The 19,525-nt window shown below is 40.8% G+C and carries 18 protein-coding genes, 1 other RNA gene, 1 pseudogene and 1 riboswitch; of the genes and pseudogenes, 3 read left to right on the forward strand and 17 right to left on the reverse strand.

Going from position 1 to position 19,525, the window contains the following annotated elements; all coding sequences use genetic code 11:
- Positions 1 to 64: 64 nt before the first annotated feature.
- The 3 genes and pseudogenes from NSQ52_RS10185 to NSQ52_RS10195 form a co-directional block, all read right to left on the reverse strand.
- Complete coding sequence (locus NSQ52_RS10185; protein WP_342473296.1) at positions 65 to 574, reverse strand: isoprenylcysteine carboxylmethyltransferase family protein; 510 nt, start codon at positions 572 to 574, stop codon at positions 65 to 67.
- The gene (locus NSQ52_RS10190) at positions 574 to 1,671 is read right to left on the reverse strand and encodes a 3-oxoacyl-[acyl-carrier-protein] synthase III C-terminal domain-containing protein (protein ID WP_342473297.1); all 1,098 of its coding nucleotides are present in this window, start codon (positions 1,669 to 1,671) and stop codon (positions 574 to 576) included. Before NSQ52_RS10190 ends, NSQ52_RS10185 begins: the two co-directional genes overlap by 1 nt.
- Before the next feature lie 309 nt (positions 1,672 to 1,980).
- Positions 1,981 to 2,144 (reverse strand): annotated as a pseudogene (locus tag NSQ52_RS10195) (IS5/IS1182 family transposase); the annotation flags it as partial.
- Between the two features lie 348 nt (positions 2,145 to 2,492).
- Here NSQ52_RS10195 and NSQ52_RS10200 point away from each other — a divergent pair.
- Positions 2,493 to 3,347, forward strand: a complete 855-nt coding sequence (locus NSQ52_RS10200; protein ID WP_342461739.1) for a polysaccharide deacetylase family protein — start codon at positions 2,493 to 2,495, stop codon at positions 3,345 to 3,347.
- Positions 3,348 to 3,411: 64 nt separating this feature from the next.
- Here the strand turns inward: NSQ52_RS10200 and pbuX are convergent, their stop codons facing one another.
- The 12 genes from pbuX to NSQ52_RS10260 all read right to left on the reverse strand — a co-directional run bounded on the left by pbuX (position 3,412) and on the right by NSQ52_RS10260 (position 16,567).
- Positions 3,412 to 4,731 (reverse strand): xanthine permease PbuX, encoded by a 1,320-nt coding sequence (pbuX, locus tag NSQ52_RS10205; RefSeq protein ID WP_342473298.1) that lies wholly within the window; start codon positions 4,729 to 4,731, stop codon positions 3,412 to 3,414.
- Positions 4,728 to 5,312: a xanthine phosphoribosyltransferase gene (xpt, locus tag NSQ52_RS10210; RefSeq protein WP_008346333.1), complete on the reverse strand. Its 585-nt coding sequence runs from the start codon at positions 5,310 to 5,312 to the stop codon at positions 4,728 to 4,730. Before xpt ends, pbuX begins: the two co-directional genes overlap by 4 nt.
- A 118-nt stretch (positions 5,313 to 5,430) precedes the next feature.
- Positions 5,431 to 5,530, reverse strand: a riboswitch (purine riboswitch).
- A 341-nt stretch (positions 5,531 to 5,871) separates the two neighbouring features.
- Positions 5,872 to 7,377, reverse strand: coding sequence for a carboxypeptidase M32 (locus tag NSQ52_RS10215; RefSeq protein ID WP_024718539.1), 1,506 nt, complete (start codon positions 7,375 to 7,377; stop codon positions 5,872 to 5,874).
- A gap of 127 nt (positions 7,378 to 7,504) precedes the next feature.
- On the reverse strand, positions 7,505 to 9,442 hold the full coding sequence (locus NSQ52_RS10220) for an ATP-dependent DNA helicase (protein ID WP_024718538.1): 1,938 nt from the start codon (positions 9,440 to 9,442) through the stop codon (positions 7,505 to 7,507).
- Positions 9,443 to 9,517: 75 nt separating this feature from the next.
- Positions 9,518 to 9,715: a hypothetical protein gene (locus NSQ52_RS10225; protein WP_017359721.1), complete on the reverse strand. Its 198-nt coding sequence runs from the start codon at positions 9,713 to 9,715 to the stop codon at positions 9,518 to 9,520.
- Between the two features lie 105 nt (positions 9,716 to 9,820).
- Positions 9,821 to 10,975 carry a class I SAM-dependent RNA methyltransferase gene (locus NSQ52_RS10230; protein WP_342473300.1) on the reverse strand — a complete coding sequence of 385 codons (1,155 nt, stop codon included), beginning with the start codon at positions 10,973 to 10,975 and terminating at the stop codon, positions 9,821 to 9,823.
- Positions 10,976 to 11,083: 108 nt separating this feature from the next.
- An RNA gene (gene rnpB / locus NSQ52_RS10235) (RNase P RNA component class B) lies at positions 11,084 to 11,465 on the reverse strand.
- A 60-nt stretch (positions 11,466 to 11,525) separates the two neighbouring features.
- Positions 11,526 to 11,831, reverse strand: coding sequence for a cell division regulator GpsB (gene gpsB / locus NSQ52_RS10240; protein ID WP_008344631.1), 306 nt, complete (start codon positions 11,829 to 11,831; stop codon positions 11,526 to 11,528).
- A gap of 75 nt (positions 11,832 to 11,906) precedes the next feature.
- Positions 11,907 to 12,449, reverse strand: a complete 543-nt coding sequence (locus tag NSQ52_RS10245) for a DUF1273 domain-containing protein (protein WP_202394241.1) — start codon at positions 12,447 to 12,449, stop codon at positions 11,907 to 11,909.
- A 49-nt stretch (positions 12,450 to 12,498) separates the two neighbouring features.
- A complete protein-coding gene (gene cotD, locus NSQ52_RS10250; RefSeq protein WP_072368252.1) occupies positions 12,499 to 12,735 on the reverse strand; it encodes a spore coat protein CotD in 237 nt (78 codons plus the stop codon).
- 314 nt (positions 12,736 to 13,049) lie between these two features.
- Complete coding sequence (locus NSQ52_RS10255) at positions 13,050 to 14,297, reverse strand: ribonuclease H-like domain-containing protein (RefSeq protein WP_342473301.1); 1,248 nt, start codon at positions 14,295 to 14,297, stop codon at positions 13,050 to 13,052.
- Between the two features lie 23 nt (positions 14,298 to 14,320).
- Positions 14,321 to 16,567, reverse strand: coding sequence for a DEAD/DEAH box helicase (locus tag NSQ52_RS10260; RefSeq protein WP_342473302.1), 2,247 nt, complete (start codon positions 16,565 to 16,567; stop codon positions 14,321 to 14,323).
- A gap of 160 nt (positions 16,568 to 16,727) precedes the next feature.
- Here NSQ52_RS10260 and NSQ52_RS10265 point away from each other — a divergent pair, with 160 nt between their 5' ends.
- Complete coding sequence (locus NSQ52_RS10265; protein WP_024718533.1) at positions 16,728 to 17,846, forward strand: NADH-dependent flavin oxidoreductase; 1,119 nt, start codon at positions 16,728 to 16,730, stop codon at positions 17,844 to 17,846.
- Positions 17,847 to 17,895: 49 nt separating this feature from the next.
- On the opposite strand, the gene NSQ52_RS10270 is transcribed toward NSQ52_RS10265, so the two are convergent.
- Positions 17,896 to 18,402 (reverse strand): PTS glucose transporter subunit IIA, encoded by a 507-nt coding sequence (locus tag NSQ52_RS10270; RefSeq protein WP_008344623.1) that lies wholly within the window; start codon positions 18,400 to 18,402, stop codon positions 17,896 to 17,898.
- A gap of 168 nt (positions 18,403 to 18,570) precedes the next feature.
- Here NSQ52_RS10270 and NSQ52_RS10275 point away from each other — a divergent pair, with 168 nt between their 5' ends.
- Positions 18,571 to 18,990: an Hsp20/alpha crystallin family protein gene (locus NSQ52_RS10275; RefSeq protein ID WP_007500867.1), complete on the forward strand. Its 420-nt coding sequence runs from the start codon at positions 18,571 to 18,573 to the stop codon at positions 18,988 to 18,990.
- A gap of 21 nt (positions 18,991 to 19,011) precedes the next feature.
- On the opposite strand, the gene NSQ52_RS10280 is transcribed toward NSQ52_RS10275, so the two are convergent.
- On the reverse strand, positions 19,012 to 19,464 hold the full coding sequence (locus NSQ52_RS10280; protein ID WP_017359729.1) for a YppG family protein: 453 nt from the start codon (positions 19,462 to 19,464) through the stop codon (positions 19,012 to 19,014).
- Positions 19,465 to 19,525 lie beyond the last annotated feature (61 nt).

Consider the following 19,525-nt stretch of genomic DNA (forward strand, 5'->3'; position numbering starts at 1 on the left):
CCTTCATGATTGAGAATGTTTATCATTAATGAAAGTGTAGCACAATTGATAATGATTTTCAATATTAATTTAGTAAATACTGATTAAGTGCTTTTTCTTCTGTTTGAATTCTGACCATCATCATCCATCCATTTAAACACGTAAACAAACTGGCAGTAATAAATGCGTTAAATAGCAGCGGAATGAACATCAGTTCAATCGCCACCACCACATAGTTAGGGTGCTTTAACCAGCGATACGGCCCCTTTTTCACAATCATCGCATTTGGAACGACTAAGATTTTTGTATTCCAAAACGTCCCAAGTGAACATAGTGCCCAGTACCGAATCACCTGGGTAGCAAGCAGAAACACAAGCAGCAATAGGAAAAAACGAGACGGTTGACGATGCAGCAACCATGTCTCTCCAATAAGCGAGAGGAAAAAAGCTGCATGCATAGCGACCATATAAGGATAATGGCTTGCACCAAATTCAATTGCTCCAATCGCCTTCACCTTCTTTTCATTTCTTTTCGCCACAAGCACTTCAATGAGGCGCTGACAAATGAAAATGCCAATCACTATCCAGAAAATCATCACGAGAGCCCCTCCCATTTCATGAGCAATAATTCTGATGAAAAGCCTGGACCAAGTGCTCCGCAAAGCCCCACCTGTCCTGCATCTAGTGACTGATGTTCAAGAAAATGCTTTATCACATATAAAACGGTGGCAGAGGACATGTTTCCATGCTTTTTCAGAACCTCTTTTGAAGAAAATAGCTGATGCTCTTGTAAAGATAGGCTTTCAAGATAGGCATCAATCACTTTTTTTCCTCCAGGGTGAGCAAGAAAAACGGATACATCCTCTGTTGAAAATCCTAGCTGATGTAAAAATTGATCCACTTGCTCTTTTAACCACCCAGAAATGATGGACGGAATGTCACGTGAGAAGATAACCCGAAATCCGTCGGCGGTAAAATCCCATCCCATCACATCCTCAGAATCTTTCATGGTCACTGACTGCGTGCCAAGCACTTTAGGTACTGTTTTTAACCGCGTATACTTAGAGGCAGCCTTTTCTCCAGTTAAAAGAACGGCCGCAGTCCCGTCACCGAACAGCGAGGTTCCAATTAAATTGCTTTTTGATTGATCTTGCGGCTGAAAAGTGAGGCTGCAAAGCTCGCAGGCAACAACGAGCACTTTCGCTTCTGGATACGCCCTGATGTATTCATAAGCTCGGGATAAGCCTGCCGCCCCGCCCCCGCATCCTAACCCCCAAATTGGCACTCGTTTCGTATAAGGAGAAAATGGAAGAACATTCATCAGCTTTGCATCAAGACTTGGCGTTGATAACCCTGTACTAGAGATGAAAAACAAAGCATCAATCTCATCAAAAGGAACTGGCTTTGTAAGAAACGCTGTTTCATGCAGACAGTGAAAAACGGCTTCTTTCGCATGAGCCAATGCTTTTTCGATATAGAGGTCGTTTTTCTCTTCAAAAGAGTGATGTTCTTGATACCAATCAATAGGCTGTACAAACTGCCTGCTCTCTATTTCGCCATTATTAAAAGCTTTTAATAGCCGATCAATATCTTTAAACGATCGTTTAAATTGAGACCTTGCAAAATGAGCAGCTGCTTGCTGATTCACATGATGTTTTGGCAGACTTGTTCCAACTGAAAGAATGTATGCCATCGGCTTCACCTCTTTTTTCGGTTAATATCCCCAATCAAAAAAAGGATATACATGCCAAAACGACACAATTCAGTCAAAATATTTTCCTCCGTCTAACTTTTTGTCTTGACGACAATTGATAAATATTGGATAATATAGGTGAAAACATGATGTAGTTTTCCTCCTTCACAGGTTCGTTCCAAGCCAAGCGAACCTGCTTTTTTTTATGCAATTTTAATAGAATTATTTAACATAGCTTTATGCAAAAAAACACCTCTCAAATGAGAAGTGCAGACCGTAGACAAACCCCACCTTTACTTCAAGTAAAAGTGCTGTATGAAAGGAATAAGCAAATGACTTTTCACGTACACCTTTTACATAGTAGCCAATCTCTGATTCAGTTGTACTGACTTTGCTTTCTTTTGTTTCTTCTTTATTTTGTACGGTAAGAGCTTTTCTCTATGTATTTCGCGATTGATAGCCTCTATCTCCAATATCCACATGAGCATCCTTTTTTTCAATGAAATCGGCATTTTACAACACTTTCATACGGAATCTCCTTTCACTTCGCATTAATGGTTAAATCTGTTGCTATCTTAGCGTATAAATACCAACTTTTCGATCACTATTCAGAATTATTTCATTTAAACATGAATGGATCACCTTTTTTTCTGATCAACACAAATAAATAACCATAAAATACTAATTTATTTGATGATTATATATGAAAAGGGGTTTTTTTCCTGTATACTTAATCAATATGAACACCATGAAAAACAGTGAAAAAAGACAGAATCTACTACATGATTCGGCACAAAATTTAATTGACTGGAGTGATTGTCATGAAAAAGGTGTCCAAAAAACAGACACCCTACAACACGATATTTCTCTCGAAGATAATTGGTTTAGTGCTTCTTACACTGTTTCTCGTTTTTATCTGGGATATGTCTAAACCCCATTTGCAGGCGACAAATGGGCAAGCAAAAATTGTTACTAGCAGTGACTTCCGAGACACAAGTATCAGTCTGAAAGCAAAAGATCATTCTACAAGAACATTGGATCAACAATTTAAGACCAATCCAAACCAACAGGCAACGAATAAAACGGTCTTTTTAACATTTGATGATGGCCCTTCTGCTACATCAAATCAGCTGTTAAATGTCTTAAAAGCACATCAAGTGAAGGCGACATTCTTCATGCTTGGACCGCAAATCCAAGCTCACCAAGCAGCGGTGAAAAGACTTTATCAAGAAGGACATCAATTAGGGCTTCATGGCATGACGCATGATATAAACCGCTTTTATCAGAACAGTGAGTCTCCCGCAAATGAAATGAGAGAAGCTCAGCTCATTCTTGCTTCTGTTACAGGCGTTTACACCCGTCTTGTGAGAACACCTTATGGCAGTGTTCCAAATTTAACATATGATCAAAAAGTACGTTTAAACCAAAATGGCTTTATTTACTGGGATTGGACGATTGATAGCCTTGACTGGAGATATAAAAATTCACAATATGTTCCAGAGGTATTGAATCAACTGCAAATGTTTGAGAAAAATAAACCATGGGAACCAAAAGTTATTTTAATGCATGATCAACCCTCTACCACGAACTATTTAGATAGCCTGATTACACAACTAAAAGCAAGGGGCTATACATTTGCAGTCATTAACGAAACAATGCCGCCGGTACAACATTAATAGCACTAATCACAACAAGCCCGTATCCAAAGGATGCGGGCTTTCACCTCTCCAAGAGAAGTGTTTACATAACAGATTGCTTAGGTTCTTCCATTAGCTCCTGCTCTGTTTCTTTTTTAAAAGGAATCATGTGATAAATAATATGAAGCAAAATAGCGGTAAAGCTTCCGGCGACAATTCCGTTACTTGTTAACAATTTAATCGATTCTGGCAAATACTCAAACATTTGCGGCACAACCGTTACTCCGAGCCCGATGCCAACTGAGCATGCGACAATGAGTAAGTTTTCCTGTTTGGCAAAATCGACGCGTGAGAGCATTTTAATCCCGTACGCAATGACCATGCCAAACATGGCGACCATTGCACCGCCTAGAACGGATTTAGGAATAATCGTTGTAAATGCCGCGATTTTAGGAAAAAGGCCAAATACCATTAATAATACCCCTGTCACCACAATGACCTGATTTTTCTTCACACCTGTTAATTGGATCAATCCAACGTTTTGGGAGTAGGCTGTGTATGGAAAAGCGTTGAAGATACCGCCTAATAAGACGGCAATTCCCTCTGCACGATATCCCTTTGCTAAATCCTTCTCTTTTAATGAACGATTCGTTAAATCTCCGAGCGCAAAGTATACACCCGTTGATTCGACTAATGACACAATGGCAACTAATGTCATCGTCATGATTGGTGCAAACTCAAAAGTAGGCAACCCAAAGTAAAAAGGCTCAATGATGCGGAAAACTTGTGCATTCGCCACTTCTGCCGTCTCCACCTTCCCTAAGAAAGCAGCAACTGCTGTCCCAAGTAGAATGCCGATTAAGATGGCAATGGCTTTCATGAATCCCTTTGTAAATCGATAGAGAAGGACAATAATAAACAACACTAGAAAAGCAAGTCCAAGATTCTCAAAAGAACCATAGTCTGCACTTCCTTCACCACCTGCCATATTGTTCATGGCTACCGGAATTAAGGTAATTCCAATGATCGTGACGACGGAACCTGTGACAACGGGCGGGAAGAATTTCACAAGCTTCCCAAAGAAAAATGAAAGAGCAATGACAATACACCCTGCGGCGATAATACTTCCATATATAGATGAAATTCCATATTTAGAGCCAATCGCAATCATAGGAGATACCGCAGTAAATGTACAGCCTAGTACAACAGGCAAACCGATGCCAAAAAAGCGGTTTTTCCATACTTGAAGCAGTGTGGCGGCACCGCACATGAAAATATCTGCCGAAATTAAGTACGTCAGCTGGGCTGGCGTGAGCCCAAGCGCATCTCCAACAATGAGCGGGACAAGAACCGCACCTGCATACATTGCCAGTACATGCTGTATCCCTAGCGAAAGGGTTTTGGCTTTTTTAGTGGCACTCATGATTGTACCTCGCGTACAAACGTGACTTTTCCTTCCTCAAGCGATTCGATACGTGCGAGTGACTCGACTCTATAGCCCATTTGCACAAGCTCTTTTCTTCCAGGCTGGAATGATTTCTCGATAACAATTCCAAAACCAGCTACTTTTGCTTTCGCTTGCTTTGCGATTGCAGCTAGTCCCTTAGCGGCTTCTCCATTTGCTAAAAAGTCGTCGATGATTAACACACAATCATCCTCACTAAGGTGCGTGTTAGAAACAGCGATCGTACTTTCTACTTTTTTGGTAAAAGAATACACACTTGCTGTCAAAAGGTTATCCGTTAAAGTCAGTGATTGCCGCTTTCGGGCAAAAACAACTGGCACATGAAGGGCAAGTCCAGCCATGACAGCAGGTGCAATACCAGAAGATTCGATTGTGATAATTTTAGTAATTCCATCATGCTTAAATAATCTAGCAAACTCTTGACCGATCTCATGCATTAACACAGGGTCAATTTGATGATTTAAAAAAGCATCTACCTTTAGCACTTGATTTGACAGAACGATTCCTTCGTTCTCGATCTTTTGACGTAACAATTCCATCATTCTTCCTCCCAGCATATTAGCAACTTTCATTTTTTTGCATAAAAAAAGCATTGCTGTCCATTAAGGAGCAAGCAATGCGAAAACGATCCACGGGATCTTCAGCTCATACAAAAGCTGTTTCATTTTGCTCACTCATAGTCGGACGGTATCGGTGTCCGGTAGAAACTTGCGTGCCTTCATCACGCGATTATATGAGTGTTTCATAGTGTTCAAATTATAACAAGATTTCAGACGCTTGGAAAGCACTTTTCTAGAAAAATACCGAACTTAAATAATCATTAAGCTTTAAACGTTCGTTTTTAGAATATTCAACCAGCAAAAAAGCACCCTTCTGATTAAAGGGTGCCTCAGATTGTTGACAAAGAGCTAAAATGAACTTTACTTTAGCCCTTTGTCTTCTTTTCAGCGTGATAGAAAACCTTTGCAGTCTAGGAAGGGCGAGCACCGGAGCAGAGCGAATTTAACACTCGTGAGCACCGGCGCGCAGACCCTGACAACGAATGCGAGGGTTTGTCTACACGCTGAAGCACCCTTCTGATCAAAGGGTGCCTTTCATTTATGATAAATATAGTTTCGTGTACTTATCTGTTAAATAATCAATTAAGTATTGAACATTTAATTCTTCACCAGTTGCGTCTTGAATGATTTCAGATGGCTTTTTCCGTTTTCCATGCTTGTGGACATGTTCCGTTAGCCATTCTTTTATCGGTGCAAAAGACCCATTTTGAATCAGTTCATCAAAATTCGGTAAATCTTTGATCATTTGCTGCTTTAATTGCGCCGCATACATATAACCAAGTGCATATGAAGGGAAATAACCAAAACTACCATCAGACCAGTGAACATCCTGCAAAATACCAAGCGCATCGTTAGGCGGCGTAATGCCAAGATATGCTTTATATTTTTCATTCCATAACGCTGGCAGATCTTCAACTGCTACTTCTTCATTGAAAATGGCTTTTTCAATTTCATAGCGAATAATAATGTGAAGTGGATACGTGAGTTCATCTGCTTCAATTCGAATGTAAGTCGGCTTCGATTCATTCACCGCATGCACAAATTCTTCTAAAGTGACATCTTTAAATTGTTCAGGAGATGCTTCTTGCAGTTTTTGATAATACGTTTTCCAGAAATCTTCATGTCTGCCGATAAAGTTCTCAAAGAAAAGAGACTGTGATTCATGAATACCCATTGATGTCCCGTCACATAAGAGCGTTCCGCTCAGTGCCTCATCAATATTTTGTTCATAAATGGCATGGCCGCATTCGTGAATGGTGCCAAAGATCGCCATGCGAAAATCGTGCTCATCATAACGCGTCGTCACACGTACATCCCCTCTGCTTAATGTCACAGCAAATGGATGAACCGTTGTATCAAGTCGTCCTGCGTCAAAGTCATACCCTAACTCTTTTAAGAAAAAGAGACTCAGCTCTTTTTGTTTGTCGATCGGGAAGCTTTTCGATAAAAACGAAGTATCCGGTTTATTTGGCGAAGCTTCAATTTTTTTCACGAGAGGAACGATGGCATCTCGAAGTGCACCGAATTTTTGATCGAGTTGTTCAACCGTCATATCCGGCTCATAATTATTGAGCAGCACATCATATGGTGTTTTTTTCACGCCCCAGTACTGAATGAAACGCTTGTTAAAATCAATCAGCTGTTTTAAATAGGGTGCAAAGAGTGAAAAATCTGATTTCTCCCTTGCTTCTACCCAAACATGTTCTGCTTTTGATTGAAGAATGGAGTATTCTTTAAATTCTTCTTTTGGAATTTTACTGTTTTCATCATATTCTTTTTGCGATAATTCGAGTGCCTTCTGCGTGTCTTTTGACAGCTTTTCTTTCTCTTTATTTAATGCATCAAGAAGATCTCTCATTTCATCAGAAGTCTTCATATTAAAGATATCGCTGGATAATTGACCGATGGTTTCTGCTCTGAAATCAGCGCTTTTTTTAGGCGCTTGTGTTCGAGAGTCCCAATAAAGTAAATGAAGCGCCTCTGTATAATGGGCGATTTTTCCTAGTAATTGATAAAACGCTTTCTCTTTTGATTCAAGACTCATGCGTTCGTTCCCCCAATCAATAAAATATGTATGTACGTTTCAAGGCTACTTCAATAAATGTTCTTTTGTCAATGAAAAAGGAGGATACGCTGATCGTATCCTCCTCTTATTGAATGGTTTTCTATCATTAAGAGATCACTGGCTTTACTGGAAGAACGGATTCAATTTTACTTTGCAGCTCAATATCTTTCTGACTGCCAAAGTAAATATGAATGCTGCCAGCATCTCGGCTTGTCCGAATCAGTCTCCCAATGCCCTGCCTTAGACGAAGCAGCATGTACGGAAGGTCTACTTCAGTAAATGCATCTTTCGCTTCATTCCGTTTTGCTTCAAATACTGGGTCATGCGGTGGATATGGAAGTCCCCAAATGACCACATTTGTTAGAGACTGTCCTGGAATATCCAGCCCTTCCCACAAGTGAACGGAACATAACACAGATGTTTCATCCGCTTGGAACTTTTGAACAATGGTACTGATCTCCTCGTCTCCTTCAAAATACACATGGAAAGGCAGTGATTCATTTGATGCATCGAGCTGCTTTCTAAATACATGCAGTTCATCAAATGAAGGGAATAAAATAAGAGATCGACCGCCATTTTCTTTTACCTGAGATAGCACGTGCTGACCTTTTACAGCTGACTCTGTCATTGGCTGCTGAATTCCATGGAAATACATTTGCATTTGCTCCTCATAATCATACGGCGAAGCCACACTCATGGATAAATAATCTTTGATCCCAAGGCTTTCAGCTAAATAATCAAATGATTGATTTTCAGACAACGTAGCAGATGAGAAAATATAAGGGATTTTTTGCGAAAATACCTTTTCACCGAGAACTTCTGCTACCGTTTTTGGCATGACGACAAAGGTGGTATCTAATTCCTGCTTCTCCAGCCAGCTAATGGCATTTTTCTGATAAAGCGACAGAGAATACGCCATCTGCTCAATGTACTCTTCCACAACAGACAATTCGTATTGATCAATTGTGTACATCTCTGATTCAAATACGAGCGCTTCTCCAATCTTCTCAAGCAAATCACATAATTCACTTGCTGAACGCTTTACCTCATCTACACGACCAATTTCAAGACGGTGTGATCCTTTGATTTCTTTGGCATTCGTTTTTAAGAGATAAAAGAACTGATCGTTTGTTGCAAGTGCATCTTCAACAAGCTCTGCAAACTCTTCACGAATATCATTTTGCAAAAGACGCTCCAAAAACGTCTCAAGTGTTGATTGCTTCACTCGGTATGTTAGCGCTTTTTGTGCTGCAAACTCAAGAAGATGTCCTTCATCAAATACAACAGAGCTATGCTCAGGAAGGAGCGGCAGCTGTCCTTCACGTTTACGTGACTCCTTTGTCCATACATGCTCCATGTAAAAGTCATGAGAACAAATGATGAGGTCTGTTGCTTTTCGGTAATGGTCTCTTGATAAATTCAAGCCACAGCGGTGCCGCATGTCGCACGTTAAGCAGTCCTGAAAAGAGTCATAACCAATTCTTGACCACTCATCATTTGTTAATTCTGGATACTCTTTTCGATCACCATACGGATAAAATGTCTGCATCCCATGAGATTCATGAACAAATGAAGGAAGCGATTCATAAATGTCGAGCCACTTCTCATCATCTTCACGTTGCATCGTTTTCTCTAGTTTCTTTAAGCATAAATATTGATCATGCGATTTACTTAATCTCGCATCTATTTGAATATCAAGGTGATTGGCAATTTTATAGATATCACCTTCTTGTTTGACCAGCTGTTCAATTAACGTTTCGTCTGCACATGCAATGATCGCAGGTTTCCCTGTATATCTTGCATATGTGACCGCAAATAAAAGATAAACGATTGTTTTGCCTGTGCCTACCCCAGCTTCGGCAAACATCACACTTTTTTCTTTAAAGGCTCTTTCTAACTGAAAAGCCATAAATATTTGTTCATCTCGAAGATCAAAGCCCTTTTCTGGCAAAATGTCATAAAACACATCACCAATCCAGTTGCCCAGTTCTTCGTAAAAATTATGTTCTTTTGTTAATGAAAAAGGCAAACGAGATGCTGTCACCTGCTTCAACCCCCAACTTTTGAATCATTCAGACATTCAATAGTAACATTTATGCTGGGGTATGACAATCTTTTTTTAAGAGCGCAGGCGATGCTGGTAGCTTTCCTTCATTAAAAATGCGTGCTCTGAATGGTCTATGTAGTTTTGAGCCATTGCTAAGTTCTCGATGGCTGCCGTAAGTTTAGCAGATTGTCCCGTTTCAATCCCTTCTATTTCTCGGGCTGTTGAAGCGAGTGCTTTTTGAATTAACTGAAATTGATCATAATGAATCATGAAGACACCTCTTTTTTTAAAATCAAGTTCAGTTTATTCCGTCCCGTCAAGACTTATACCTTTTTAGCATAAAAAATCCACACCTTCTCGTGGTGTGGACATTTGTTACGATTCAGTTGTTTGCTTTCTAGGCCGGCGTTTTCCCCAGTATTGATAATAGTCTGTTTTAATAAATCCATTAAACAGTTTTCTCTTTTTCGTCGCTTTTCTTCCGAAACACTCTTCGAATTTTTCATGTGACGTTAAAATGTAAATGGACCACGTATCTAGATTTTTCAATGCTTCGCCCATGCCTTGATACATTTTTTCCACAGCTGGCTTATCGCTGAGACGTTCACCGTAAGGCGGATTTCCGACAATCACACCATACTCATCTTTTGTTTGAAAGTCCTTCACTTGCATTTGCTTAAATTGAATCAGTTCACTAAGTCCAGCTTCTTCTGCGTTCAGTTTCGCAATCTCTACCATACGATGATCGATATCGCTCGCGATAATGTGAAGCGGCTGATCATAGTTCGCCTTTTCTTCTACTTCAAGACGTGCTTTGTTCCAAACGTCCTCACCGATCCATTCCCATGATTCAGATGCGAACTCACGGTTAAATCCAGGGGCAATGTTTTGTCCAATCATCGCTGCTTCAATAGCAATTGTTCCTGATCCGCAAAAAGGATCGACAAACGGACGGTCAGGTGTCCAGTTCGTTAATAAGACAAGCGCCGCTGCAAGGGTTTCTTTAATCGGCGCGCCCCCTTGATCTGCACGGTATCCACGTTTATGAAGACCCACACCAGACGTATCAAGCGTCAGCAATACTTTATCTTTTAAAAGCGCTACCTCGATTTTGTATTCAGGGCCTGTCTCTTCTAGCCATTCAGACTGTATGTTGTAAGACGATCTAAGTTTTTGCGCGATAGCCTTTTTGACGATGCGCTGACAATCCGGCACACTGGCAAGCTGAGATTTAACAGATTTACCAATGACGGGAAATGTGCTATTTTTCGGTAAAAATGTGGCCCAGTCAATGGCTTTAGTCTGTTCAAAAAGCTCATCAAATGTTCTAGCCGAAAATTCAGCAACTTGGACCTTGATCCGGTCTGCTGTACGCAGCCATAGATTCGCACGGCAAATGGCAAGTGCATCTCCTTGAAAAATAACTTTTCCGTTATCTACGGTGCACTCATACCCGAGGTCTCTTACTTCTTTTGCAACAATCGCTTCAATTCCCATTGGCGCTGTTGCGATGAGTGTATAGGTTTTCATTTGTTTATCACCTGTTTTCTCGTTCTTTTCTTAATCAAGATAAAAGCTCTCCATATGTAGAAATAGGAGAGCTTTGATTTCATCATGTTTATGATAACGGATATAACGTTCTGTAAGCCATGTTTTGTTCCATCGTACTGCAAACGGCAAAAGCCTCGTACTCAGGTGGTAATCATCTATCTACAGAATTCTCTGTCCTTCTCTCCGTTTGGTTCCTTTGAGAAAGTTCCCCTACCAAGTTTGGGTTTCTCGCTCGAGGGGTTTACCGCGTTCCACTCTCACCATTTCTAGTGAGACTTCGTCACTGTGGCACTTTCAAGGATACTTTGCCATATCCTAAAAGGACGTAGGCATTTTTCCTGCCGTCAGCCTTTCCCAGGCTGCCCTGGCTTATTTTTTCGCCAGGCACGAACACTACGGGCATCTCAGCACCGTGCGAGCATGGACTTTCCTCTGCAATGTCAAAGCATTACAGCGATTACCCGAACGTTAATCAACATGCGTTATTATAAACGACAATGTCATCTGACACAAGCTTTTTTGGTATTACTCAATCATAAAGTTTGCTGCCGAAAACGTGTTTCTCAAGATTAGATAGTCTTTTTAAAATATCAAAGTTTGTTGTATTGGACTGTGCAGGCTGTCTTTTCCCTTGCTCAACCGCTTCTTCAAGCTGTTTTGACAAGTGAAGGTTTTCTTGTTGGAGTTTTTCAATTTCTTGATGGAATGTCTCATAGTCTTTAATGACCATATCTAGAAATTTATCGACTTCTTCTTGTTTATACCCTCGGACACCTGTTTTAAATTCTTTTTCTAAAATTTCTTTCGCAGAAAGCTTTACTTTATCAGCAAGCATCTTTTTCACCTCATATCGTGAATTCATAGTATATTTTTTCAGAAATACGTGACGTTGTCAAATTTTCTCTTGCTTTTAGTCAAAAAACGGATCTTCCGCCTCAACCTGTGCTCTTAAATCATCCATTGTGATATACATAATTGGGTAATCGGTATAGGTTTCAGCTTCTTTGATCATATATTTTGGCGAGCCTTCGTGCTCGGGATCATATAAGACGAGAAGGCCGTCCGTTTTTTCAATAAAAAAGCGGTTCTTTTGTTTAAATTGTGCCGGACTTTCATACGGTCTATGCGTGACACTTTCTACAAAATCAGCTTGTGCAAGAACGCCTTCATACAGCTCTTTATTTTGTTCATTCCAGCGCTCTTCCTGTTCATAAAATGGTGTAATGACAGCAAGTTTTAAATCTGGAAACTCCTCTTGAAGCTCAAAGACCACTTCAGCTGTCCATATTTCTGCCCCTAACTGACCTGAAATGAGCACCCATTCCAGCCCGTCTTCAATGAGTGCCGTCAGCCTTTTCCGAAGTTCCGCTTTTATGTATTGAAGTGCAGGCTCGTCTTGTTTGAAGATCCCAAGCTCAAATGGCTTGTACCCTGTGACAGCAATAATTTTCATTTTTTCACCTGCTTTTAAAAAAAGGGACTTATAAAAGTCCCATTTCACTTTATCTGTTACAGCAAGGTCCACCGCAGTTAAAGTGTTGATGTGTTGCCGGGTCCACCTGAGAAAACGTATGCGGGAAGTAGTGAACATGTTGGAAATTTTGGTGATGAACATTTGTTACATGCTGCGGGTGGATGTGCGGCACAATTGTAGTTGACTCACTGTGCGTACAGCAGTGATTCGTTGGATGTACAATTGGCTGTGTAACATTTGGATTGCAATGATGATGATGGTACATGTAGCATTCCCCTCTCCTTGATTTTCTTACATTAACAATGTATGAATCAAGAGGTGTACATGTACTAATGCATTAACCTATTTTAAAAGTTTGCAAGAAAAACATCTTTATAGTTTGAAAACACAAACGCGACCAATATGACAACAAGAAAAAACAAGTAGAAAAGACCCTTATACATGCTCTACGCTCCTCATTCAATATCTAACGTTATTTTACAGGATTCGTGACTTTTCTACAATAAAAGTGCTAAACAATTTTTATTTTCGGCCGAGAGCCGAACGTTGTCATTTTTTGCGCTTTCCCAGGCAATAATTTCATTGCCCAGCTTTTCTTAAGAGCCGCTTTTCTCGCTTGTCAAGTTCCACAATGTCTCGTTCACTTAAAGACGATCGTGATAACAATGTTTGGGTAATGGAAAGGGCTGCTTTTGGATCTTTTTGACGGTGTTCTTCATACTTTGCAAGCTCTACACCCGCTTTTAATCCTAAATGAACATCACTTGATTCAAATAGACGTCTCCATATGCATGCCGCTTCATCCCATTGTTTTAATCGCTTGTACTGTAACGATAGATCATAAGCTGCTTGATCCGCATGCTCAAACGCTGCTCCCGTTAATTCTTGCAGGTGCTTTGTTGCTTCCTGCACATCACGGTGAGCAAGATGCCACTTAGCTAATGCATATTTCTCATCGTCTTCCTTCACCGCATCTTTGGATAAGATTTTTTTAGACAAATGAATGTAGAGACTGATTAACGATAAGACATCAAGTTCATTGTGAGTCAAAATTCCTTCAATCAGTTTCGGGTTCTGTTCCTTTAAAAAGTGAAAATAGATCATTGGTGCGAGGAACCCCGGTGTATCTCCCTCTCGATTGACGTGCAGTTCCTCTTTTTCTACAACCGAAAGAGCCATACGCTCATATTTATGTTTCCACAATCTCCTTGACCCATGCAGAAGGTCAAAATGACCAAATTCAGGTAAAGCAGGTATTTGATCGCGTAATAATGTATGCCTCGTTTTGACTTGAGGCCAGTCAAATGATTTTCCATTATATGTCACGAGTGATTCGACATCCACCTCACCAAGAAAGCTTTTGTAAAGTGCCGCTTCATTTCCTGGATTCGTGAGCAGATGTTGTTTTACCACCACTTTATCTGAATAAACTCTCGCATGCCCAAGTAGAAAAATCATATTTCCCGTTCCGCCAGATAGTCCTGTTGTTTCTGTATCGAAGAAAAATAGCTCGTGAGGCTTGTAGCCTTTTGCAGAAAGAGAATGCTGAATCTCACTTTTGTTCCATGCACTCACCATCTCCGGCAGTTCTGCAAATGAATATCGCCCATGCTGATGGTCAAGTGGATAGGTCACTTCCCGAATGAGGCAGAAAGAGTCTTCAAAGTAGTAAGGAGTTGCACTTAATTCCCCCCACTCTTTTAGAAATGGTATGGTTTCAGCCGTCACAGTGTGCGTTTTTCCCTCTTTTACTGCCCCACGCTTTTCATCTGACTGATTGTGCGACAGGTGTTTTTTCATTCTGTTTAATTTTCCTTTTAATGACATAAGTAAGTCTATTCCCCCTTCCCTTAAAATCCTGCCATCAATTGAATGATACTGCTTTTTCCATCGATCTCTTTCATTTCCATGCCAATACAAGATGGACAGCCGTTTTCGCAGCTGCATCGCTCAATCAGCTGAGTGGCTGCACGAGCAATTTCATCAAAGCGAGCATGGACCTCTTTACTTAAACCGATTCCACCTGGGTAATGATCATATAAAAATACGGTCGGTTTCCCGGTATGGGCTGCCTTTATTTGAGAAATGACATGAATGTCTGAACGGTCACACATGACAAACGCCGGAACAATATGCTGAAGAACATTGGCAATACCGAGCAAGAGCTGTTCAAGTGTTTTTTCTTCAAATGTCCGCTCTGCTTCATGTAATTCAAACCAAGCAGCACTCGTATGAATCTCTTCTTCAGGTAAGTGAATCGGGCCGGAACCGATATTTTCCCCGGTTGATAATCGAATTTTTTTGAAAATAGTCGGCATTGCATTGACGGTCACATCACCGTAGTGAACAGATACCGCCTCTTTTTCTGTTGTTTGATCAATTTCAAGCACCTTGAGCTGAACTGCTAAATTCGCATCTGTATAATATTCTACATCGACTTGTTTCACATAAGCCTTAAGATGCTCATAATCTAGCTTTTCCACTTGATACTGAACCCCTTCATGTAAATAAATCGCTTCATCATGAAGTAAAGTCATCGCACTGAATCGATCCATCTCCCCAATAATTCGAACGTTCGCTACATCGGATTGATCGACAATGACGACATTTTCCTGACTTGCAGATCTCAGACTGATGCCATGAGCCGGGAACGATTGATCTGACCAATAATAACGGTTCCCGCTGAAATGAAGAACCCCTTCTTCATGTAAGTATTGCAAGATTTCTTCTACTTCCATACCGCCAAACTGTTCATCTTCTCGAAACGGTAGCTCGTAGGACGCACATTTTAGATGATCGACTAGGATGATAAGGTTCTCAGGATTGATTCTTGCCGATTCAGGTGGTCTGTTAAAGAAGTATTCAGGGTGTCTGACAATATATTGGTCAAGTGGCGATGAGCTTGCGACCATGATAATGAGTGCTTCCTCATGACGCCTTCCAGCTCGTCCTGCCTGCTGCCACGTACTCGCTACACTGCCAGGATATCCGGTCATGATACAGACTTTTAGCTGTCCAATATCTACTCCTAATTCTAGTGCGTTTGTGCTGACAACACCGAGAATGTCTCCTTCCCTTAAGCCTTTTTCAATCATGCGCCGCTCTTTCGGCAAATAGCCCCCGCGATAACCACGGATCGATTTAGGACCAATTTCTTTTTTCACTAGTTCTTGAATATGACTTAGGATAACTTCAACTCTTACCCTACTTCTTGCAAAAACAATCGTTTGAATTTTTTCTTTTAAAAATGTTTTAGCGAGCTGATTCACAACAGTGGCCGCACTTTGTCTAATATTTAAAGGCTTATTGACGACTGGCGGGTTGTAAAAGACAAAATTCTTTTTACCGCTAGGTGCTCCGTTTCGTTCAATGAGATGCACCTTGCTTCCGGTCAGCTGCTCTGCAAGCTCTTTCGGATTCGCAATGGTCGCTGATGTACAAATAAAGGTCGGGTCACTTCCGTAAAATGCACAAATTCGCTTTAGTCTTCGAATGACATTGGCGACATGACTGCCAAACACGCCTCGGTATGTATGAAGTTCATCAATGACAATATACTTTAAGTTCTCAAATAAACTGACCCATTTCGTATGATGAGGCAAAATCGCTGAGTGCAGCATATCTGGATTTGTGATGACAATATGTCCTGCCTGTCTGACGCGCTGGCGAATCGCTGGGGAGGTGTCCCCGTCATAGGTTTCACTGTGAATTGGAACATCCATCTCATGAATGATTTCGTTTAATTCACTTTTTTGATCTTGCGCAAGTGCTTTTGTTGGAAATAAATAGAGGGAGCGGCTTGTCTGATCTTCTGCGATCGACTGAAGAACTGGCAGATTGTAGCAAAGCGTTTTACCTGAAGCTGTAGGTGTCACAGTCACCACATTCTCACCATCCATCACACGTTCAAAGGCTTCCTTTTGATGAATGTACAGTTCGCTCACACCTCTTTTTTCAAGCGCCACTTTGAGCCTGTCATTTACTCTTTCAGGAATTGGAGAAGTCAGTGCAGGCTTCGCTTCAATTTCATGCCAATGCTCGATCTGTTCATCTTTTTTTAAATCTTCTATGAGTTCGTTCATTGTTTTCTTCTTCATCTGGTATCCACCTCTCATTCTAGTGTACCGAATATTTGTTTGCATGACTAGGCGGCAATTTTTTGATGCACCGCTTGTGAGCAAATATTTTGATGTGTTGTAACAATATCTATTACACTTCTATAGTGAAATGATTTTATCAAGGAAGAAGATGATCAGATTGAAAAACGAATTTAAGCCTTTATTTGAACCTTTTACATTCCCAGGGGGTGCCTCTATTGATGGCCGTTTAGTCGTTGCACCAATGACACACTTCGGTTCTCATGAGGATGGCACGATCTCAAAGGAAGAAATTGATTTTATTACCGCTAGATCAAGCGAAATGGGCATGGTCATCACCGCATGTGCAAACGTGACGCCAGATGGTAAGGCGTTTGAAGGACAGCCTTCTATTGCAAGGGATGAAGATATACCTGGCCTTCAAAAGCTTGCTTCTGCGATTCAAGCGAAAGGAACAAAAGCCATTATGCAAATTCATCATGGCGGCTCTCAGGCTCTCCCTCATTTAGTCCCAAACGGTGATGTCGTTGCACCAAGTGATGTATTTAAAGATGGAAAACAAATTGCGAGAGCTTTGACAGAAGAAGAAATACCTCACATCATCGACTCATTTAAAGAAGCAGCAAGGCGCGCAATCCAAGCAGGATTTGATGGGATCGAAATCCATGGAGCGAACGGATATTTATTACAGCAATTCTACTCCCCACATAGTAATCAGCGTACAGATCAATGGGGCGGAAGCGAAGAAAAACGTCTCGCATTTCCAATTGCAGTTGTAGATGCGGTGAAAGAAGCAATCAAAGAGCATGTAACAAAACCATTTATCTTTGGGTATCGATTATCACCTGAAGAACCAGAAACACCTGGTTTAACCATGACAGAAACATTTACTTTAGTGGACGTACTTAAGACGAAAAACCTTGATTACTTGCATATTTCTTTAATGGAGATTGACGCTAAGGCAAGACGTGGTGCTGATACAAGTAAGACGCGGATGGAGTTATTAAAAGAGCGCTGTGGTGACACGCTTCCACTCATCGGCGTCGGTAGCGTCATTACAGCTGAGGATGCACTGAATGCATACAATCAAGGGATTCCACTCATCGCTGTTGCAAGAGAAGTCATTGTTGATCCCGATTGGGCAGTAAAGATTAAAGAAGGCAGAGAAAACGAGATTGAAACCGTCATTAAACGCAGTCAAAAAGACAAGTACATGATTCCAGAGGGTTTATGGACTGTCATGGAAGCAAGTAAAGGCTGGGTTCCAATGGAGGATTAATGTCCTCAATAAAAAAACTACCCTATCAACTCAGGGTAGTTTTTTTGGATTATTTCATTTTCACTGTAAAAAGCTTGGACGTCTGCTTTTCTACAGAGCCCTTAGGTTCTTTGTCAAGATGTTCTACTAAATCACCATTCATGATGACAATTGGTGTCACTGTGCTTGCCGCTTTTTCTTCAATCAGCGCTAAATCACATGTAATGAGAGGATCACCTGCTTTCACTTTATCCCCTTCTTTTATGTGTGCTTCAAAGCCTTCACCATTTAATCCAACCGTTTCAAGTCCGATATGAATCAGAAGCTCAAGCCCCGAGAGTGTTCGAATCCCAATTGCATGTTTTGTATGGAAGAGTTGAATAATTTCACCATCTACTGGCGACACAATGGTTCCGTTTTTTGGTTTTACAGCTACGCCGTCTCCCATCATCTTTTGAGAAAAAACGGGATCTGGTACATCGGTCATATCCATTAACTCACCATCAACTGGAGAATAAATGACTTCTTCCTTTACATCATCTTGGTTTTTTCCGAAACCGAATAATTTTTTCAGCAATGTTCATTTGCTCCCTTCAAGCTTTGCTTCTAGATCTATTCAGCGTATAAACCTTCCCGCCCATACACCTTGCTTCATTCAACACTATTTAATCATAATTTTTTCCTCTCATCAATTGATAACCGCCTGAGCCCCTTTTGCATAGGCTGTAGATGAGAGGTGATTCAAATGAAACATGAAAGTGAAAAGAAACACGAGTTGTTAGCAAATGAAGACATTCTATATGAAGCGATTGAACAATTTTTTGCATCATCGCCGTTTCACGACATTTTAAATAGTGCAGAGGCGCTGATGACCACGAGCCATTCACTTGCATCCATTACAACCGATGTGACAGAAGATGATCAATATGTATATATTGAGATTCGATTTCCAGACCATTTTGTCGAAGGTGATATCGCACTAGAAGTGAAAGCGCAATATTTACACTTATCGGTACAGGAAAAAATCAAAACAGACACGACTTCCTCCTATTCGAGCTTTACCAAAACCATTTTAATGCCTGCAAAAATAGATGAAACCAATATGAAGAGCGTTTGGAAAGATCAATCACTTCGTGTGACTGCGCCAAAACAAACAACCCAATAGATGTATATCTATTGGGTTTTGCTATGCTTTAAAAATACTAGTAAATCCTTTCGCCAATGAGCCCACTTGATTCATTGTACTCATCATTTGTCCAGCAGTATCAAACATTTTATTAAAATCGTATTGCCCATTCGTTTTTTTAAATTGTGACAGCACACTTTTAAATTGAGATGATTGCTGTTTTTGCGGCCTTGGCAAAGGATAAGGATTCATAGGCTGCTGCATAGGCATCATGCCCGGCGGCTGCATTTGCGGCTGATTCATTGCTTCAGGCTGCGGCTGATAAGGCTGGAAGTTTTCCTGATATCCAAAAGGCGGCTGATAACCTGCAGACGGCGGCTGGTTCATTTCACCTTGATATGGGGGCATGAAATATTCTGGAGGCTGCGGAGGCTGCTGCATATCTGGATACGGAAAAGGCCGTTGCTGAAATTGATTCATTTCATAAGATGGCTGGTTTGAATAAGGGAACATGTATCTCGCTCCTCTCGCTCTGAAAACATATTGAAGTCAATGATATATTATGTTCAGGAAG

It is taken from the genome of Bacillus sp. FSL W8-1141, assembly GCF_038593205.1.
In the GTDB taxonomy this organism is placed as follows: Bacteria; Bacillota; Bacilli; order Bacillales; family Bacillaceae; genus Bacillus; species Bacillus altitudinis.